14 protein-coding genes are annotated in these 18,669 nt (G+C 67.1%); 7 read left to right on the forward strand and 7 right to left on the reverse strand.

Annotation, left to right across the window (positions count from 1 at the left end; all coding sequences use genetic code 11):
- Positions 1 to 34 precede the first annotated feature (34 nt).
- Entirely contained in the window at positions 35 to 436 is a 402-nt protein-coding gene (locus HDA40_RS37615) for an ATP-binding protein (protein ID WP_253762706.1), read from the forward strand.
- Here HDA40_RS37615 and HDA40_RS37620 read toward each other — a convergent pair.
- Together HDA40_RS37620 and HDA40_RS37625 are read right to left on the reverse strand one after the other, a co-directional pair.
- Positions 429 to 1,628: a PP2C family protein-serine/threonine phosphatase gene (locus tag HDA40_RS37620; RefSeq protein WP_253762708.1), complete on the reverse strand. Its 1,200-nt coding sequence runs from the start codon at positions 1,626 to 1,628 to the stop codon at positions 429 to 431. The two genes, HDA40_RS37615 and HDA40_RS37620, sit on opposite strands and share 8 nt — an antisense overlap.
- Positions 1,625 to 1,936: an STAS domain-containing protein gene (locus HDA40_RS37625; protein WP_253762710.1), complete on the reverse strand. Its 312-nt coding sequence runs from the start codon at positions 1,934 to 1,936 to the stop codon at positions 1,625 to 1,627. Before HDA40_RS37625 ends, HDA40_RS37620 begins: the two co-directional genes overlap by 4 nt.
- A gap of 611 nt (positions 1,937 to 2,547) precedes the next feature.
- Here HDA40_RS37625 and HDA40_RS37630 point away from each other — a divergent pair.
- Positions 2,548 to 9,486 (forward strand): FG-GAP-like repeat-containing protein, encoded by a 6,939-nt coding sequence (locus HDA40_RS37630; RefSeq protein ID WP_253762712.1) that lies wholly within the window; start codon positions 2,548 to 2,550, stop codon positions 9,484 to 9,486.
- Positions 9,487 to 9,801: 315 nt separating this feature from the next.
- On the opposite strand, the gene HDA40_RS37635 is transcribed toward HDA40_RS37630, so the two are convergent.
- A complete protein-coding gene (locus HDA40_RS37635) occupies positions 9,802 to 10,638 on the reverse strand; it encodes an alpha/beta hydrolase (protein WP_253762714.1) in 837 nt (278 codons plus the stop codon).
- Positions 10,639 to 10,861: 223 nt separating this feature from the next.
- Between HDA40_RS37635 and HDA40_RS37640 the strand changes: the two genes are divergently transcribed.
- From HDA40_RS37640 to HDA40_RS37650, 3 genes are read left to right on the forward strand one after another with little or no spacing between them, the layout of a single operon-like run.
- On the forward strand, positions 10,862 to 11,770 hold the full coding sequence (locus HDA40_RS37640; RefSeq protein ID WP_253762716.1) for an alkaline phosphatase family protein: 909 nt from the start codon (positions 10,862 to 10,864) through the stop codon (positions 11,768 to 11,770).
- Position 11,771: 1 nt separating this feature from the next.
- Positions 11,772 to 13,025 carry an MFS transporter gene (locus tag HDA40_RS37645; protein WP_253762717.1) on the forward strand — a complete coding sequence of 418 codons (1,254 nt, stop codon included), beginning with the start codon at positions 11,772 to 11,774 and terminating at the stop codon, positions 13,023 to 13,025.
- A complete protein-coding gene (locus tag HDA40_RS37650) occupies positions 13,015 to 13,944 on the forward strand; it encodes a TolB-like translocation protein (RefSeq protein WP_253762718.1) in 930 nt (309 codons plus the stop codon). The genes HDA40_RS37645 and HDA40_RS37650 overlap by 11 nt, the downstream gene beginning before the upstream one ends.
- 189 nt (positions 13,945 to 14,133) lie before the next feature.
- Here HDA40_RS37650 and HDA40_RS37655 read toward each other — a convergent pair whose 3' ends face one another.
- From HDA40_RS37655 to HDA40_RS37665, 3 genes are all read right to left on the reverse strand, one after another.
- Positions 14,134 to 14,454: a hypothetical protein gene (locus HDA40_RS37655; protein ID WP_253762719.1), complete on the reverse strand. Its 321-nt coding sequence runs from the start codon at positions 14,452 to 14,454 to the stop codon at positions 14,134 to 14,136.
- 243 nt (positions 14,455 to 14,697) lie between these two features.
- Positions 14,698 to 15,234 carry a DUF6529 family protein gene (locus HDA40_RS37660; protein ID WP_253762720.1) on the reverse strand — a complete coding sequence of 179 codons (537 nt, stop codon included), beginning with the start codon at positions 15,232 to 15,234 and terminating at the stop codon, positions 14,698 to 14,700.
- Positions 15,231 to 15,371, reverse strand: coding sequence for a hypothetical protein (locus HDA40_RS37665; protein WP_253762736.1), 141 nt, complete (start codon positions 15,369 to 15,371; stop codon positions 15,231 to 15,233). The genes HDA40_RS37660 and HDA40_RS37665 overlap by 4 nt, the downstream gene beginning before the upstream one ends.
- 93 nt (positions 15,372 to 15,464) lie before the next feature.
- Between HDA40_RS37665 and HDA40_RS37670 the strand changes: the two genes are divergently transcribed.
- Complete coding sequence (locus HDA40_RS37670; RefSeq protein WP_253762738.1) at positions 15,465 to 15,827, forward strand: PadR family transcriptional regulator; 363 nt, start codon at positions 15,465 to 15,467, stop codon at positions 15,825 to 15,827.
- A gap of 3 nt (positions 15,828 to 15,830) precedes the next feature.
- Positions 15,831 to 17,237, forward strand: coding sequence for a permease prefix domain 1-containing protein (locus HDA40_RS37675; RefSeq protein WP_253762740.1), 1,407 nt, complete (start codon positions 15,831 to 15,833; stop codon positions 17,235 to 17,237).
- Positions 17,238 to 17,398: 161 nt separating this feature from the next.
- Here the strand turns inward: HDA40_RS37675 and HDA40_RS37680 are convergent, their stop codons facing one another.
- On the reverse strand, positions 17,399 to 18,568 hold the full coding sequence (locus tag HDA40_RS37680) for a right-handed parallel beta-helix repeat-containing protein (protein ID WP_253762741.1): 1,170 nt from the start codon (positions 18,566 to 18,568) through the stop codon (positions 17,399 to 17,401).
- Between the last annotated feature and the right edge of the window lie 101 nt (positions 18,569 to 18,669).

The raw sequence follows: 18,669 nt of genomic DNA on the forward strand, positions 1-18,669 counted from the left end.
AGTACGCCGGTCGCCTCGGGGAGGGGAGGGAACGGTGAGTGAGCTGCGTGCCCGGCTGGATGTGCCGTCTGGGGTCGATGCCCCGCGCGGCGCTCGCAAGACCGTTCGGCAGTTGCTCACGGCGTGGGGGTTCACCGACGGCGATTGGCTGGACATCGCCGATCTGGTCGTCTCGGAGCTGGTGGCCAACGCCGTGCGCCACGGTGGCGGGCTGCTGGAGATCGCCGTGCAGGCGCACGAGACTCAGGTGACCATCAGTGCCGCCGACAGCACGTCGGTGTCGCCCCGGCGGCGTACGCCCGACGACACGGGCGGCTATGGGCTGGCCCTGATCGAACAGCTCGCCGCGGCGTGGGGCGTCGACGACTACGAGGGCGGCAAACTGGTCTGGGTGCGGCTGTGGTCGCATCCGGCGCCGCTGCGCCCCGTCACGTGAGGCGTACGCCGACCACGGCCACGTCGTCGTTGACTGCCTCGTTGTGCAGCATGTTCGCCGTCGCCGAGGCGCACAGGCCCTCGGCGTCGCTCCCGGCCAGCCCGGCCAGCAGCTTCCCGATACCGTCGTCGATCGACTGACGGCGTCGCTCCACCAGCCCGTCGGTGTAGAGCAGTAGGCCGGTCCGGGGCGTCAACGCCAGCGTGGTGGTCCGGCGGGCGGCGTCCGGCAGAGCGCCCAACGGCAGGTCGACCGGGGCGTCGAGCAGGTGCCCACGCCCGCCCGGATCGAGGACGACCGGCATGAGGTGCCCGGCGACCGAGAACGTGACCGAGGTCCGGTCCGGCTCGACGACGCCGTACGCCGCAGTCGCCATCGCGCCCGGCTCGAAGAGCTGGATCTTGCGATCGAGCCGGGTGAGCACGTCGGCCGGGTCGGTCGACTCCAACGCGTACGCCCGCAGCGCGCTGCGGATGCGGCCCATGACGACGGCCGACTGGAGACCGTTCCCGGCGACGTCGCCGATGACCAGGCCGACGTGACCGGACGGCAGGGTGAACATGTCGTACCAGTCGCCGCCGACACCGACGGCGGCGCCGGGGATGTAGCGCACGGCGATGTCGAGGCCCGGGATCTCCGGCGGCCGGACGGGCAGCAGACTGCGTTGCAGGGCGAGGGTCGCCACACGTTCGGTCTGCGACAGCCGCGTGTTCGCGGCCACCCCGGCCCGGTCGGCGACCAGCCGCAGCAGTTCGATGTCGTCCTCGGTGAACGGCCGGGCCGCTATGCTGCCGACCCGCAGCACGCCGACGACGCGGCCCGCGAGCAGCACGGGGACGCCCGCCATCGAGGTCACGTGGTGGTCGATCAGCACATGGCTGAAGACGTCGCCGCGATCGACGTGCTCGATGATCAGCGACTCGCCGCTGGCCGCCACCCGCCCGGCGAAGCCGACGCCCATCGGCACCCGGATGTCGAGCTGCAACTCCTCCTCCAGACCGACGGTCGCGGCGGTGATCAGTTCCCGCCCGGTCGGGTCCAGCAGGAGGATGGTCGCGGTGTCGACGTCCAGCAACGCCCTCGTCCGCACGACGAGCTCGGTGAGCAGCGCGTCCGCGGGCAGGTGTGACAGTTCGGCGTCGGTGACCGCCCTGATGCGGTCGAGCATCTCGGGATCGCGGCTTGCCGTCATCCGTGGGCCTGCCCGGTGAGCAGCGGCCAGACGCCGGTCAGTACCATCACCCGGCGGACGAGGTCGCCGGCGGCGACGACCCGGAAGGTCAGGCCCGCCTCGTCGGCCGCCCGGCGGCCGGTGAGCAGCGTCGACATGCCGGAGGAGTCGAGGAAGTCGACGCCGGACAGGTCGACCTCGACGCCCTGGTCCGCGTCGCGGACGGCGTCGGCGAGGCTCCGCCCGAGCTCCTCCCGGGAGAGCAGGTCCACGTCACCGGTCACCGTGACGGCGACGATGCCGCCCTGCTGCGAAGTGGCGATCTCCATGGGCTCCCCCCGTTCCTCGGTCGTGAGATCATTGTCCCCGCCGCGAACGGTATCGCATCCCCTGGTCGCTCGTTCTGCTCAGATTCCCCGCTCAAACCTGCTCATATCGTGCTCATATCGCGTCTCAGATCGACCTGACGCCGATCTGAGACGCAGGCAGCGGAGCGATCAGGTGCGTCGCCCATATGCGTGCCGCCGTAGCACGAACTCCGCCCCGACGCCGACTTCTTCCTCGGTCTCGACCTGATTCTCGACGGGGTCGCCCAGCGGACCCGCGCGCTCCGCCGCCCCTCGGCGTAAGCCCCCGGCAATTCGGTTCTATCGATCAGCTCGGAGTCGCCTCAGAGCTGCCTTCAATCATAATCTTATATACAAGAGATCTTTTGTATGCCCTCCAGCCATTCGTTACTACGCATGGTGATGGGCTCCATGGCGGGCCGTAAAAGTTGTCCTTGACGATCTTACGTTCATGCATTTACGGTCACCTAACTCATTCGGCACTCACTACGGGGGTAAGCGCCATGTGTAGTACAGTCATACCCTTTTTCGACCGTCTGTATAGGACAGTCAGACCCAGAGCCTTGTGGCGGACCAGCTTCGTCATCGCGTCCATGCTGGTCTCGATGCTGGGCTGGACGCCCGAGGCGCACGCGGCGGCGCCTGATCTGCAGGCCGCGGCGGCGGAGGACCGCTCGGTCGCCGTTTCCGCGATCAAGACCTCGAAGTCGACCGCGCCCAAGATGGAGCAGTACAAGGGCCACGCCACGAAGTGGCCGTCGGCCGGGACAGCGTCGGTCGACCTCCCCATGGGTGGCGACGGCCTGCGGCAATCCGGCTCGACCACGGTGGGCGACCTGCCGGTGACCGTGACGCCGCTCGACGGCGACGGCAAGGCGCTGTCGCGATCCGCGCCCGGAAAGGCGGCCGAGGCGCCGGGGAAGGTCCGGCTGAGCGTCGTCGACCGCAAGCTCACCGAGCCCACGGGGAGCGCTTTGGCGTTCCAGGTCGGCCGCGAGGACGGCAAGCGCGGCGGTGCAGTCCGACTTCGCGTCGACATCTCGTCCTTCTCGCACGCGTACGGCGCGGACTGGGCCTGGCGGCTCAAGGCGACCGCGGTTCCCGAGTGCTACCTGACAACTCCGACGAAGCAAGGCTGCGCGGCGGGCAAGGTGGTGAAGTCCGCCGTTGACGGGGACGCTGGGGTGATCACCTTCGACGTCGCCCTCGACACCGCGTCGGCGGCAACCGAGACTGTGGTGGCGCTCGCCGCGTCGGGATCGTCGACCGAGACAGGCGACTTCACCAAGACCGACCTGAAGGAGTCGTCCACCTGGTCAGCCGGTGGAAACTCCGGCGACTTCACGTACTCGTATCCGCTCCAGGTCCCGCCGGTGCCCAGCAACCTCGTCCCCAGCGTCGCGTTCAACTACAGCTCGGGCGCGGTCGACGGGCAGACCGCCGGTTCCCACACTCAACCGAGTGAGATCGGCGAAGGCTGGTCCTACTCGCCGGGCTACATCGAGCGCACCTATCGGCCGTGCATCCAGGACAACGACAACTCGCCGAACTGGACCATGGTCACTGCGGATCTGTGCTGGCGGCTGCCGAACGCGCAGATCATGCTCAACGGCAAGTCGAGCGAGATCGTGCTGGGCAGCGACAACGTCTGGCGGCTCGCGGACGACGACGGCGAGAAGGTCGAACTGCTGACCGGCGCGACGAACAACGACATCGACGGTGAGCACTGGAAGATCACCACGATGGACGGCACCCAGTACTGGTTCGGCCTGGAGGATCTGCCGAACGGCCGGACGGGCACGGGCTCGGTGATGACTGCACCGGTCTACTCGAACCGGTCCAACGAGCCTTGCTACAACTCGTCTGCCGCCATTTCGTCGCGGTGCAATCGACAGGCGTTGCGCTGGATGCTGGATTACGTCGTCGACCGCAACGGCAACGAGATCTCCTACTGGTACGGCCGGACCGCCAACAACACGGCGATGTTCAACGACTCGACCTTCACGACCGGCTACTACCGCGAACTTCACCTGAACCGGATCGAGTACGGCACCCGTACGACGGATGCCGCGACGGTGACCGCACCGGCCCGAGTGGTATTCAACTACGGCGACCGCTGCGTGACCACGTCCTGCACGACCCACAACGACACCAACTGGCCCGACACACCCTGGGACCTGGTGTGCACCGGCACGACGTGCGCCAACAACATGTCGCCTTCGTTCTTCTCCACGCTCCGGCTGGAGTCGGTGCAGACCCAGGTGCTCGTCAACTCGTCGTACTCGACGGTGGACAAATGGACGCTGGAGCACACCTTCCCCACCCCGGGTGACGCGTCAGCTGTCTTGTGGTTGGCCTCCATCTCGCACACCGGATATTCAGACACTTCGTCGATCGCCACGCCGCAGGTGTCGTTCAACGGCACGCTGATGCAGAACCGCGCCGACTACGACGCCGGCGCCAGCATGCAGTCGCACAAGAAGTGGCGGATCTCCCAGGTTCTGACCGAAACCGGCAAGCAGATCGACGTTACTTACGCCGCGAACGACGTGCACTGCGCAGCCGGGGACACGCCGAATCCGGACAACAACCCGAACCGATGTTTCCCGCAGTACTACACCAACCCGTCCGGTGACTCCGGCTGGTCCTGGTGGCACAAACGGATCGTCAGCAGCGTCGTGGAGACCGACAGGGTCGGCGGTTCACCGGCGGTGGCGACGAACTACGCCTATTCCACGGCAAGCACCAGCACGAATGTGCTCTGGGCGCACGGAGACGGCGCGGCCGTCTGGGGATCCTCGATCGACTACCGGTCGTGGTCGGACTGGCGCGGCTACTCCGATGTCACCGTGACTACCGGCCCGGCGACGGGGACCAGGTCGCAGATGGGTTACGTCTACTTCCGCGGCTTGCACGGTGACCGCACCGACACCGGAAATCGGACGGTGAGCCTTTCGCCCTACAGCGGGTCGTGGAGCGATCAGCAGCAGCGTGCCGGCCACCTCATGAACGAGATCACATACGACCAGGCAGGCGGCACCGCAGAGAGGATCGTCCAGTACAACCCGTACGGGGCGGAGACTGGAACGCGGACGCTCACCGAGGCGTGGGCGATCCCGGCGACCTTCAAGTCATACATCAACCGCACCGACAACGTCACTACGTACGAGGTCGACGACGCCGGCACCATGGCGAGCCGGTCCGGCACGGTGGACACCTTCGACAGTCGGGGCCGCCTCGTCTCACGCTCGGACAAGGGCAACGTCGGCGTGGTCGACGAAACCTGCACGCTCTACGCGTACGCCCAGAACCCGGGTCTCTACTTGTACGCGTTCAAGCAGCGCGAACAGCAGTACTCGGGGGAATGCGACGCCAACGGCGCGGCGACTTCCACGGACCTGCTGTATGACCATGCCTGGCGGTTCGACGGCCAGACGTATGGCGCTGCGCCGTTGGAAGGCAACATCTCCCGGGACTACGTCTGGAATGTGGACGCCGTCAACGGGGTCACCGGTGAGTGGGTTTCCATCGCCGACAACGTGGTGTACGACAGCTACGGGCGTGTCACATCGTCGACCGACGGCGAGAACCACACGACCGCGACGGTCTTTACGGACAACGCCGATCACCTGAACACGTCCAAGGCGGTCACCGTTCCCGGTGGCCTGACGACGACGACCACGTTCAACGTGCGTCGCAGCCTCCCATTGGCCATCACAGATGCCAACAGCAACGTGACCACGGCGACGTACGACGCGCTGGGCCGCCTGTTGACGGTCAAGAAGCCGGGCAACACGTCGTCGACCCCGAATGTCACGTACGCCTACAGCAACAGCCGTGACGCCGCACCGTGGATCAAGACCACCACGCTCGGCCCGAACGGTGGCAACGTCTACACCTTCGAGATCTACGACGGTCTGCTGCGACCCCGTCAGACGCAGACGACCACAGCCGACGGCAAACGGATGATCACCGACACCCAGTACGACGGCCGTGGTCTGGCGGTCAAGGTGACGACTTTCTACAACGCGGAATCCGGTCCGTACTCGACGCTGGTGGCGTTCGCGGATACCGGCGTCGACCGCCAGACTCGGTACACCTATGACGGCCGAGGCCGTCAGCTCACGGACGAGACCTGGTCCCAGAACGTGATGAAGTGGTATTCCGTCAGCAGCTACGGCTTCCACAGCGTCACCACTCAGCCGCCCATCGGCGGCACCGCGACCCAGGAGCGTACCGACAGCCTGGGCAATCTGGTCGAGAAGCGCCAGTACCAGAGCTTCGCCGACTACACCGAGCTGGTCGCCGGTGACTTCACCAACGACGGCAAGAACGACCTGTTCGGCATCCGCCCTGGTAGTGACCGTCGCATCCGATTCGTTGGCAACGGCGACGGCACCTTCGTTCCGAACACCGGCTCGGCGACCACTGGCTGGTCCGCCTACCGCAACTGGGTGTCCGGCAACTTCGACACCGCCGGAAACCTCGACCTCATCGGCATCCGCAAATCCGATGGCGTGCTCATGCGCTACCAAGGTGACGGCACCGGTGGATTCCCCTCGTCCGCCCAGGTGGGCGCCGGGTTCAGCGGCTACAGCGAACTGGCAGCCGGGGACTTCGACGGGGACGGCCTCACCGACCTTGTCGAAATCCGCAGCTCCGACGGCATGCTGCAGTATTCCCATTCCAAATCGACCGGCGGTGCCTTCGACACCCCGGTGGATGTGAGCACCGGCTGGTCCGGCTATGAACACCTGGTCGCCGGGGACGCCAACGGCGATGGCAAGGTCGACCTGCTGGCGATCCGGAGCTCCGACCACGTGCTGCGTCGCTGGCTGGGCAACGGCAACGGCACGTTCGCTGCCGGAACGGATGTCTCCACGGGATGGAAGCGGGCCAACCTGGCCGCGGGCGACTTCACCGGAGACGGCAAGCTGGACCTGTTCGGGGCCTTCCCGCAGGACCAGGGCGACATTCACCTCAAGCGGTGGGCCGGCGACAACACGACCTTCACCTCGATGGGCTCCCTCGTCGCGACGAACGGTCAGGCGTGGGATAGCACGACCTACACCTACGACCGGCGGAACCAGCTGACCTCGACCAAGGGCCCGGACGGCGCCACTTGGACCTACACCTACGACCTGCTCGGCCGTAAGGTGCAGTCGGTGGATCCGGACACGGGCACCAGCACCACCAAGTACGACAAGGTCAACAACGTCATCTCCGCGACCGACGGCCGGGGCCAGCTACTGACCTACAGCTACGACGGTCTTGCTCGCAAGACGGCCATGTACAAGGACGCCGGCAAGACCGCCGCCGGTCAACTCGCCTCCTGGACCTATTACCCCTCCGGCACCACCGGAAAGGCCGGCCAACTCGCAACCGCGACGCGGTACGTGGGTGGCAACCAGGTCGGCGGATCGGCGTACGTGCAGTCGATCACGAGTTACAACGCCGACTATCAGCCGGCACACGTAGATGTCACGGTTCCGGCCGCCGAAGGAGCGTTGGCCAATACCTACGGATTCGACTACACGTACATGAACAACGGCCAGCCGAATACGGTGGTGTCCCCAGCGGCCGGTGGTCTCCCAGCGGAGACCCTGACCTACGGCTACGGCGCCTTCGGGCACCTCACCTCATTGGTCGCTGGATCGACGCGCATCATCGACAGCCAGACGTACACGTATGACGGCCAGGTCTACCAGCAGCTCCTGGGTACCTCGGGCAAGCAGGTTCGGCACACCTTCAGCTATGAAGCGTCCACCGGGCGCCTGCTGACCAGCCAGCTCGACACCCAGAACCAGACCACGCCGACGACCTGGGATGACAAGACAACGGACTCGTACGCCTTCGACGATGCCGGCAACGTCCGCAGCATCGCCACCAAGAACACGGGTACGCAAGACCAGGCCGAGTGCGTCACCTATGACGGTCTCCGCCGGATGACGCAGGCGTGGACGGTCTCGACGTCGAGCTGTTCCAACGGTCCGCAGAAGGCCGGCGTCGACCCGTACCGCCTGAGCTGGACCTTCGACCTCGCGGGCAACCGCAAGACCGAAACCGGCTACAACGCCGACGGCAGCGTCGACTACCTGTCGACCTACACCTACGGCGGGACCGGCAAGCCGCTCCACTCCCTCGCCTCCGTCGTCACCACCGGCACCGGAGCGAGCACGAAGACGTACAACTACGACGCCGCAGGGAACACCACGAGCCGACCCGCCCCCGGCGGCAGCCAGCAGACCCTGAGCTGGACCGAGGACGGCAAGCTCTCCCTCGTCGACGATTCCAGCGACACCAGCATGGTCTACGACGCGAACGGCAACCGCATGATCCGCGTCGAACCCGGTGGCTACCGGACGCTCTACCTGCCAGACGGCAGCGAACTGCGAGCTAATAGCACCGGTGCAGTGGCGGCGACCCGCTACTACGGTGGCGTCGCAGTCCGGTCGGCGAACACGGACTCGTCGGGCAACCTGACCAGTGGGACCACGCTGACCTGGACCATCGCCGACCACCACGGCACCGGGTCCATCGTGGTCGACTCCTCGACGCTGTCGTGTCAGCGTCGACGGAGTACCCCGTTCGGTACGGCTCGTGGCAGCCAGCCCAATGGCTTCGGGAGCAAGGGCTTCGTCGGCGGCACCAACGACCCGACTGGGCTCGTCCATGTCGGAGCTCGAGAGTACGACCCTGTGCTCGGCCGTTTCATCAGCGTCGACCCGATTTACGATCTCGGGGACCCGCAAAGCTGGAACGGATACGCCTACGCGAATAATGCTCCAGCTACTAGAAGCGACCCGAGTGGTACCTACGCTGTGGACGACAGTGAAGCGAATCCAGGCTCACACTCCAGTCAGAGTTGGGATCCTAAGAGCGTGGTCGCCGGGCTGCGTCAAAGCGAGGAGAATGCCAAAAGGGAAGAAAATGAGAATGCGAACAAGCCGACAGTGACTGTCTGTACCGCAACCTCGGTTTGTGTAATCAGTCCTGATGGCAAGGCAGGCCCGACAGTGTACAACTGCAACGGCGTTGGCGCCTGCATAATCCGGAATGGGGGCTTGGGGCCGAAGACCAAATATTACTGCAATGTGCAGAACTCCTGCGACCTGACTGGCTCTCCCTATGGGGCCGTCGGTACGTTGGTTTGCAGGGCAAACCCCTGCCTCCTCACCCCGAAGCCTCAGCGAACGTTGTGTCAACGAGAGCCGGGATCGTTGGCCTGCACTTGGGATCATTTCACCTCATGGGACTATTTGGGCAAAGTTGCGAACGGAGCTGAGGCTGGGGCTACAGCGGGTGGAATCGCTGGATGCGCAGTAGGAGTCTGGGCACTTGGGGTGGGTTGCTTGGTCCTCGGTGAGCCCGGTGCAATGATCGGCGCTGTGGTTGGAGCGCTGAGCGCTACCGCTCTTGCGGGCAAGGAGTACGGCGAAGAAGACTCTAAAGTGACCTGGATTGACGGAGCATGTGGAACGCCAAGTACCTCGCCGTGTAATCCAGGTTCTCCTGAAGTGTTTACTAGTTGAGGACCCGGCATGTCACAGGATGGGCGTCAGGAATTGCGATTTCGTTTCGTGCTCTTTTGGTTGGCGATCCTTGGAGCATTGTCGGGTACGGTGGCGCTTTCGCTGACGCTGGTGGCTGCAGGCGGAGTGGTATTGACCTGCATGTTGTTCGGCATACTCGTACTGTCATCGCTCCTTGCTGCAATTGTTACGAGGTATTTTTCGCCTCGCTAATCTGATAACAAGGTGAATTGGAGCATCGCCTCGGATCGCAGATGATGGGTAGGCCGACTTCGTGTCGGCGTACCCATCATCTTTCATCTTTTCGGACCAGTGTTAGGCGGTTGCGGACGCCGCCTGCTGAATCACCCTCGCCACCACCTCCGCCTTCGTGATGAGCGCAAGGTGCCCCGCGCGTACCTCGGTGATCCGAGAACCGGCCCGCGTCGCCATGAACCGCTGGGCCGTCGGCGTGATGATCTGGTCTTGCGTCCCGAGCACATACCAGGACGGGATCGTCTTCCATGCCGGTACGCCGGCCGGGGTGAATCCGGCGCTCAACGCCAGCGGGCGCTGGGCGGCGTACAGGGACAAGGCTTTGGGCCGGGGGACACCTGCCGCGAACGGGCCGAGGAAGGTGTCCTGCTTGAGGTAGAGGTCGACGTCGCCGGGCGGTGCGCCTGGGTAGGGCACGAAGTCGAAGACGGTGGCGGGGTCGACGTTGAGCGCCGAGTCTTCGCCCGCGAGCGGGAAGATCTGCTCGCCCTCGTCCGGCGCGAACGCGTCCTCGTAGACCAGTGCCTTGACGTTCGCGTTGCCGGTGGCGGCTTGGGTGATGACCGCGCCGCCGTAGGAGTGGCCCACCAGGACGATCGGCCCGGTGAGGGTGGCTAGGAAGTCCGCGATCGTCTGGCCGTCGGTGGTCAGGTTGCGCAGTGGGTTCGGCGGGATGCGCACGGGATACCCGGCTCGCCGCAGCCGGTCGCCGACGGCGGTCCACGACGAGCCGTCGGCCCACGCGCCGTGCACCAGGACGATGGTCGGCTTCGGCTGGGCGTGCCGGTCGCCGGCGGTGGCCCCGGCCGCGGGGAGCAGGACGGTCAGTGCCGCGGCGAGCAGGGCCGCGACGATGAGCCGGAGCCGCCGGGCACCCGTGCGTTGTGGTTCGGACAAGAGGCACTCCTCGATCTACGGGGCGGGGTGGTGTCGCAAGCCGAAACGTGCCGCGCCGAACAACCGTGTCGTGCAATTTGTCGGTGATGTCAGGAGAATAGATGTCCGGACGGTGTTCGGCCGCGTTCACCCTTCGGACGTGGAGCATTCGCCCGCGCGGCATCGATTCACAACGCATCGATGCGTACCATTTCATAAGGTGATCCGCCGACGAAGGAGTCCGATGACCGTCAAACGCCTCACCGTAGTGCTGGCCGCCGTCGTGACGTTGGGCGTCGCGGGCGGCGCCTACGCGCTCCAGCACGGCCCCGGCAATGGCCCTGATCAGAGCGCCGGCCGCGGCCCTGATCCGGTGCCGGCGGCGGTGACCGCGGCCGCCGTGCCCCGGCCTGATCATGTCGTGCTGGTCATGTTCGAGAACAAGAAGTACTCGTCGATCAACGGCAGCTCCAGCGCCCCCTACTTCAATTCGCTGGCCGCGCAGGGCGCGAAGTTCACCAAGTCCTTCGCCATCACCCACCCCAGCCAGCCCAACTACATCGCGCTGTTCTCCGGCTCGGCTCAAGGTGTCACCGACGACAGCTGTCCGCGTACGTTCACCGGGAAGGAGAACCTCGGGCACCAGCTGATCGCCGCCGGGCTGAGTTTCACCGGGTACTCCGAGGCGATGCCGTCCGACGGCTACACCGGCTGCTCGAGCGGCACCTATCGGCGTAAGCACAACAGCTGGGTGGACTTCGACAACGTCCCGGCCGCCAGCAACCTGCGGTACTCGAAGTTCCCGACCGACTTCACGACGCTGCCGACGGTCAGCTTCGTCACCCCGGACATGTGCAACGACATGCATGACTGCTCCGTCGGCACGGGCGACACCTGGCTCAAAGCCAAGCTCGACGCGTACGCCCAATGGGCCAAGACCCACAACAGCCTGCTGATCGTCACGTTCGACGAGGACAGCGGCACGTCGGTGAACCAGATCTTCACCGCGTTCGTCGGCCAGCACGTCAAGGTCGGCAGCTATGCCGAGACGATCAACCACTACACGGTCCTGCGGACCATCGAGGACGCGTACGGGCTCACGCCGATCAACAACGCGGCGAGCGCCACGCCGATCACCGACATCTGGCAGTGACGTGTACCTGTCGACCGTAGATCGCCCGGCGGCGACCGGCGCGGGTCGCCGCTGGACGGCCATCGGGGCCAACGTCTTCGCGCTCGGTCTGGTCAGCCTGGTCACCGACGTGTCGGCCGAGATGGTCACCGCCGTCCTGCCCGCGTACCTGGTGCTCGGGCTCGGGCTGACGCCACTGGCGTACGGGGCAGTCGACGGGCTCTACACGGGGGCGACCGCTGTGCTCCGGCTCGCCGGGGGCTGGCTCGCCGACCGTACGCGCCAACGCAAGACCGTCGCGGGCATCGGCTACGGCGTCTCCGCGGTCGCCAAGCTCGGCCTGCTCGTGATGGGTACGCAGACCGCCGCCATCGGCGGGGTGATCGCCGCCGACCGGATGGGCAAGGGACTGCGTACCGCGCCCCGGGACGCGCTGATCACCCTGTCCGCCCCGCCGGGTCTGCTGGGCCGGGCGTTCGGCGTACACCGGACCCTGGACGCGGCGGGCGCCTTCCTCGGGCCGCTGGTCGCGCTCGGCGTCCTGACCGCCACCGGCTCCGCGGCGGTGACGGCCGCCTCGCGGGACGCGTTCGACGCCGTCTTCGTGTGCAGCTTCTGTGTCGCTGCCTTCGGCGTACTCCTGCTTGTGCTTTTCGTGAAGGAGCATCGCGACCCGCTGGCCGCGAGCCGGCCGCGCGCCCGTGACCTGGCCGCGCTGGCCGCTGATCCGCGAGCCCGGCGGCTGACCGCGGCCGGCTGCGTGCTGGGCTTGGCGACGATCGGCGACGGCTTCGTGTACCTGCTGTTGCAGCGGCGATCGGGCTTGGCGATCGGCTGGTTCCCGATGCTCGCGGTCGGCACGAACCTGACCTATCTGCTGCTCGCGGGCCTGGCCGGGGCGACGGCCGACCGCCTCGGGCGGCAGCGCGTGCTGCTCGGCGGATACGTGCTGCTCGCAGCGATCTATCTGGTGCTGGCTACCCCGTGGCAGGGCACACCGATGATCGCAATCGTCCTGCTGCTCAATGGCGCCTTCTACGCGAGCACCGACGGCGTGCTCATGGCGTTGGCGGGTCCGGTGCTGCCCCAAACGCTGCGGACCACCGGCCTCGCGATGATCCAGACCGGGCAGGCCGTCGCCTACCTCGGCTCGTCGGTCCTGTTCGGCCTCGTCTGGCAGCGCTGGGACACGACCACCGCCGTGCTGGTCGCGTTCACGCTCACGCTGCTCGCCGGGGTCGCGACCGCCGTCCTGGTGCGGCCACGTGCGCGCTAAGCTCCTGCTCACGGCGGCGGCCTTCGCACTGCTGATCGCGGTGACGGCCGGCGTCATCCGGCACGCGCGCCACCCGGCCGTCTACGGCTCCGCGCCACTCACGCTCCATTCCGGCTTGTACGCCGTGAGCACCGCACCGGCGACGCAAGGCCACCTGATCTCCGGCGGCGAGGTGGCCGCCCTGACGTGCAGCCGCTTCTACGCCGCCGCGGGGACGGGAATCTGTCTGCGCCCGGACGGGCCGCTGGCGACGTACCAGGTCGTGCAGGTCGACGCCCAGTTGCGGGAGAAGGACAAGTTCCCGCTGGTCGGCGTACCGAACCGGGCTCGGGTCTCACCCAGCGGCCGGCTGCTCGCCTGGACCGTCTTCGTCGCCGGAGACTCCTACAACAACGGCAAGTTCTCCACCCGCGCCGGCATCCTCGACACCGTCAGCGGCGACCTCGTCGGCACGCTCGAAGACTTCACGGTCACGCCCCCGGCGGCGGCCGACCGCAACTTCTGGGGTGTCACGTTCACCGCCGACGACGACCACTTCTACGCCACGATGTCGACGCGCAACCATCGCTACCTGGTGTACGGCTCTGTGTCGCAGCAGGCCGTGGCCGTTGTGCGCGACGGCGTCGAGTGCCCATCCCTGTCGCCCGACGGTACGCGCATCGCGTACAAGTCCGCCGTGGCCGGCGATCCCGCGCGGGGCTGGCGTTTGTCAGTGCTGACCCTGTCCACCGGCCGCGTCGTGCCGCTCGCCGAGACCCGCAGCGTCGACGACCAGGCGATCTGGCTCTCCGCCGACTCCCTGGGGTATGCCCTCCGCCGCCCGGGTGGTGCGGACGTCTGGTCCGTCCCCGCCGACGGCACCGGTACGCCGTCGCTGCTGCTGGCCGACGCGGAATCGCCCGTCATGCTCGCGCCCTGACCCCGGTCGCCCTGACCCCGGTCGCCCTGACCCCGGTCGCCCTGACCCCGGCCGCCCTGACCCCGGTCGCCCTGACCCGGGCCGCCCTGACCCGGGCGTCGCCCGCCCGGGGCGGCTCGTTGATCTTGAACGAAAAGTGCTGCCATGGCGACGCTTTCTGTTCAAGGTCAGGTGGTGCGGCCGGCATGGTCAGCCTCGCTCGCGTCCGGGCAGCGGACTCCCGTCGAGGAACGCCTGATACACCCCGCGGACGTCGTCGTCGACGATCGGCTGGATGTTGCTGTATCGCGTGTCGCCGCGGTCGCGACGCGGCCCGGACAGCCAGTACTCGTCCTGGGTGGCCACGTCGTAGAAGTTCGCGTCGATCAACCCGGGGAACCGCCGCAGTGTCAGTCCGTGCCAGTAGGCGGTCTTCCATGTCCGGTTGAAGCGCACCCAGCTGATCCAGGCCGGACCTCGGTCGGTTCCGTGCCCGGTCTTCAGGTGCACGAACATCACGCGCGTCGCCATGACAGCATGGTCGCCGAGGCGCGTACGGGCCGCAACGCAATTGGGATCAAGGGCTGTCGGCGGGGTCGGTCCGGGGAGCGGTGGCGCGATACGCTGGCGCGCGTCGAAGGGGGAACGCGGATGGGCGGGCTCAAGCCGTGGCACGTGCTGATGCTGCTGTGCTGCATGGTCGGGGTGACGGGCATCGTCGCCGCCGTCGTGGCCATCGTGTTCGCCACGAAGAAGAACCGCCGGTAGCGACTCTCAGTGGGCGCTGAAATACCAGGCGGCCGAGGTGAGGACGGTTCCGACGAGCACAGTGAAGACCGTGCCGCCCAGGACGGGCAGCACCCAGCCGGCCACCCCGGGCTTGGTCAGCACCAGCATCTTCACCGTGAAGACGCCGAAGAACAGGCAGCCCAGCAGGGAGTGCACGAACACCCGCGCGTCGTACGCCTGGAAGCCGATGCCGTAGAGGCAGAAGACGGCGACCGGGACGGCGATGAAGAAGGCGAGCCGGCCGGACCAGCGATGCAGGACACCGATCCACGACGGCGCGCGGATCGCCTTGATCCTGCCGTACATGATCAGCGCCGACGCGGCCTGGACGAGCGCGAAGACGCCGGCCGCCACGGCCATCCAGCTCTTCACCTTGATCAGGTCTTCGAAGCCGGAGACCTTGAAGACGATGCTGTCGCCCTTGTGCTGCCCGCCGTAGACGCCGAGCGCGACCGACACCAGGGCGCCGATCAGCAGTGGGACGAGAAGCTTGCTGTTGTTCTTGGTGGACGTGGTCGTCATCGGGCCACCGCCACGGGAGCCGGCGCGCCGTAGGGCTCGGTCGGCTTCTCGGGCTTGGCCCGGACGCTGAGGATCGCGACGATCACAGCGATCAGAACGCCCACCAGCAGAGTGACGATGGGGGTCGGGACCTTCATCCACCCGATTATTCCCGCGATCGGCCATGATCGTTGCGTTCTCGCATACCTAGAAGTATTATGCATTGAATCTCTAGGCTTATGGGAGACGGCGTGCACATCACGAAGGACCTGGTCGCGGCATCGGCGACGCCGCTCGTCCTCGGCATCCTCGCCGACGGGGAGAGCTACGGCTACGCCATCCTCAAACAGATCGGCGACCTGTCCGGCGGCCGTCTGGAATGGACGGACGGACTGCTCTACCCGCTGCTGCACCGGCTGGAGCGGCTGGGCCATGTCGAGTCGGTGTGGCGCGGCCCCGAAGGCGGGCGGCGCCGCAAGTACTACCGCATCACCGACCAGGGACTGGGCGAGCTGGCCGAGCAACGCAGGCAGTGGTCAGCCGTCGTCGACGCGCTGCAGAACATCTGGAACGACGCTCAGTCGAGCGGCCCGCGACTCGCCTGGGAGGGGTGACCGGTGGATACCGAGGGCACCGTCCCGGAGGCGGGCACGGGGCAGGACGTCGCCGACGACCCCGCGCTGGAGGCGCAGATCGGCGAATGGGTGGCGTATATGCGCCGCCGTCGCGAGCTGAGCGCCGCCGACGCCGACGAACTCGAAGACCACCTGCGCAACCGGATCGACGAACTGACCGAGGCCGGGCTCCAGCCGGACGAGGCCTTCCTCATCGCCGTCAAGCGCATGGGCAGCCTGGACGAGGTGTCGCGCGAGTTCGCCCGGGAGCACTCCGAGCGGCTCTGGAAGCAATTGGTGCTCGCCGGTGGCGGCGAGCCGGCCAAGACCGGGCCGGCCCGCAAAGACCTGTTGATCATGATCGCCTGCGCTGCCGTCGCGGCGATCGGGGTGAAGATCCCCGGCCTGTTCGGGCAGACCTTCGAGCACGACTTCGGCTTCTTCGCCCGCAACATCAGTCTTTTCGCGCTGGTGCCGCTGGCGGCGTACTTCGTGTGGCGGCGGCAGGTGCGCCCGGCCGTCGTCGGCGTGCTCGCGCTGCTGTTCGTGCTCGGGGCGATCGGGGCGAACGTCTACCCGCTGGCCGACGACGCGGACACCACCATCCTCACCGGCATTCATCTGCCGATCGCGTTGTGGCTGGTCGTCGGCGTCGCGTACGCCGGGGGCGACTGGCGGTCCGGCTCACGGCGGATGGACTTCATCCGGTTCACCGGCGAGTTCTTCATCTACTACGTTCTCATCGCCTTGGGCGGTGGGGTGCTGACCGCGTTCACCGCCGGGGTGTTCAACGCGATCGGGGTCGATGCCGAGACGTTCCTCGGCGAATGGATGTTGCCCTGCGGCGCGATGGCGGCCGTGGTCGTGGCGGCCTGGCTCGTGGAGGCCAAGCAAAGCGTCATCGAGAACATGGCGCCGGTGCTGACCCGAGTGTTCACCCCGCTGTTCGCGGTCGCGCTGCTGGCCTTCCTGGCGGCGATCGTCTGGACCGGCAACGGCATCGACATCGAACGGGACGTCCTGATCCTGTTCAACCTGGTGCTCGTCGCGGTCCTCGGGCTGCTGCTCTACGGCATCTCGGCCCGGGAACCCGCGGCTCCCCGGGGCTGGTTCGACCGGCTGCAGTTCGTGCTGGTGGTCAGTGCTCTGGTGATCGACGTACTGGTGCTGCTCGCCGTCAACACCCGGATCGCCGAGTTCGGCTTCAGCGCGAACAAGACGGCCGCGCTGGGGGAGAACGTCGTCCTGCTGGCCAACCTGGGCTGGTCGGCCTGGCTGCTGTACGGGTTCCTCTGGCGGCGGGCGCCGTTCGCCCGGCTGGAGAGATGGCAGACCGGCTACCTCGTCGTGTACGCCGCCTGGGCCTGGTTCGTGGTGCTGGCCTTCCCCCCGCTCTTCGACTTCGTCTAGCCGCCGGAGCCGGGGTCAGCCCGACCAACCAGGATTTGTGGCTGCCCAGCACGCGAGTACCCCCGAACTCAAGCGGCGCCGGGCGGCCACGTCCTTCAGCGTACCCCTGTCTGAGCTGGGCAAACGTGGACCCGGCGGCGTGCCGGGTCCACGACGGGTGATCAGACCCCGGCGCTGACCGTGACGCCGGTGCCGACGGTGCGGGCGGTGCCCACCGAGGTGACGACGTTGCCGGTGGAGGCCACGGTGAGCGCGGTCCCGCTGCCCTTCTGGTAGTTGAGGCCGGTCTCGCGGGTGGTGCCCTTGCCCAGGACGCCGTTGCCGGTGACGCTGACGAAGCCGGTTCCGCCGCCGTTGACCCCGTCCAATCCGATGTAGACGAAGGTGCCGGTGCTCGGGAAGGTCCCGAACTGGTTGATCGTGTTGCCGCTGATCGAGGACGGTGCCTTGTCCTGGACCGTGCACCGGATGCCGTAGTAGGTGGTGCCCGAGGTGCCCTGCGAGCCGAAGTCCTCGATGTAGTTGTCGTGGATGCCGGTGTTGTAGCAGCGGTTGGCGTCGATGCCGTTCTTGGTCACCTCGTAGAGGTGGAGGTCGCGGATCTGCCAGCCGGCCGCGTTGTCGGTGGCGACCGCGCTGCCACCGGTGCCGGCGATCCAGCTGCGTTCGATCACGGTGTCGGTGAGCAGGTTGGCCGGGTCGTGGCCGTGGATGCCCGAGCCGCCGGCACCCTCGATGTAGATGTCGCTGAGGACGTTGTTCACCGCGGTGTTGGTGATCTGCGTGCCGTTGGCCGTCACGGTGGTCAGCAGGATGGCGTCGACCGGGGCGTTGTAGACCCGGATGTCGTAGACCCGGCTGTCCCAGGTCTGGAGGACCAGCGGCGAGGTGCCGGTGTTGTTGGCCGAGTTGCCGTCGAGGGTGAGCCGCTCGACGCGTACGCCGGAGCCAACCCAGGTGTTGTTGGCGACCCAGGGTGCGGAGGCGAGCATCGCCTTCAGGTTCGCCCCGTTGGCCTGCTTGAGCGTGGTGCCGGCGCCGTCGCCGCGGTAGGTGCGGTCGTCGGCGAGGCTGATCGTGGCGTTGATCAGGCAGGGCCCCTTGATGACGATCTCATCGCCGGCCGCCGAGGAGTTGATCGCGGTCTGGATGGTCGCCGCGTCCGCGGTGGTGTTCGCACAGGTCGCGTTGACCCGGGCGGCGTGGGCGGGCGGCACGTCGCCGGCGAGGACGGCCGCGCCGGTCAGCGCCAGCAGGGCCGCGCCGGCGGCGAGGTGGCGTACGCCGAGGTGGAGTCGGGTGGGGGAGAGCTCGTTCGGGGAGGCGATCATGCTGGCGTGTCCTCCTTGGACTGATCAACTGAGGGGCTTCGATGGTAGGAAGATCACCTTCAGTCCGCCTACAGCTTCTCTACACGGGCTCGTACCTCTTT

Source organism: Hamadaea flava, assembly GCF_024172085.1.
Lineage (GTDB): Bacteria > Actinomycetota > Actinomycetes > Mycobacteriales > Micromonosporaceae > Hamadaea > Hamadaea flava.

Excerpts from the sequence above, each read along its gene's own strand:
- HDA40_RS37625 (WP_253762710.1), bottom strand. The coding sequence starts at position 1,936 with ATGGAGATCGCCACTTCGCAGCAGGGCGGCATCGTCGCCGTCACGGTG.
- HDA40_RS37655 (WP_253762719.1), bottom strand. The coding sequence starts at position 14,454 with ATGGCGACGCGCGTGATGTTCGTGCACCTGAAGACCGGGCACGGAACC.
- HDA40_RS37620 (WP_253762708.1), bottom strand. The coding sequence starts at position 1,628 with ATGACGGCAAGCCGCGATCCCGAGATGCTCGACCGCATCAGGGCGGTC.
- HDA40_RS37660 (WP_253762720.1), bottom strand. The coding sequence starts at position 15,234 with ATGACGACCACGTCCACCAAGAACAACAGCAAGCTTCTCGTCCCACTG.
- HDA40_RS37665 (WP_253762736.1), bottom strand. The coding sequence starts at position 15,371 with ATGAAGGTCCCGACCCCCATCGTCACTCTGCTGGTGGGCGTTCTGATC.
- HDA40_RS37630 (WP_253762712.1), top strand. The coding sequence starts at position 2,548 with ATGCTGGTCTCGATGCTGGGCTGGACGCCCGAGGCGCACGCGGCGGCG.
- HDA40_RS37680 (WP_253762741.1), bottom strand. The coding sequence starts at position 18,568 with ATGATCGCCTCCCCGAACGAGCTCTCCCCCACCCGACTCCACCTCGGC.
- HDA40_RS37640 (WP_253762716.1), top strand. The coding sequence starts at position 10,862 with ATGACCGTCAAACGCCTCACCGTAGTGCTGGCCGCCGTCGTGACGTTG.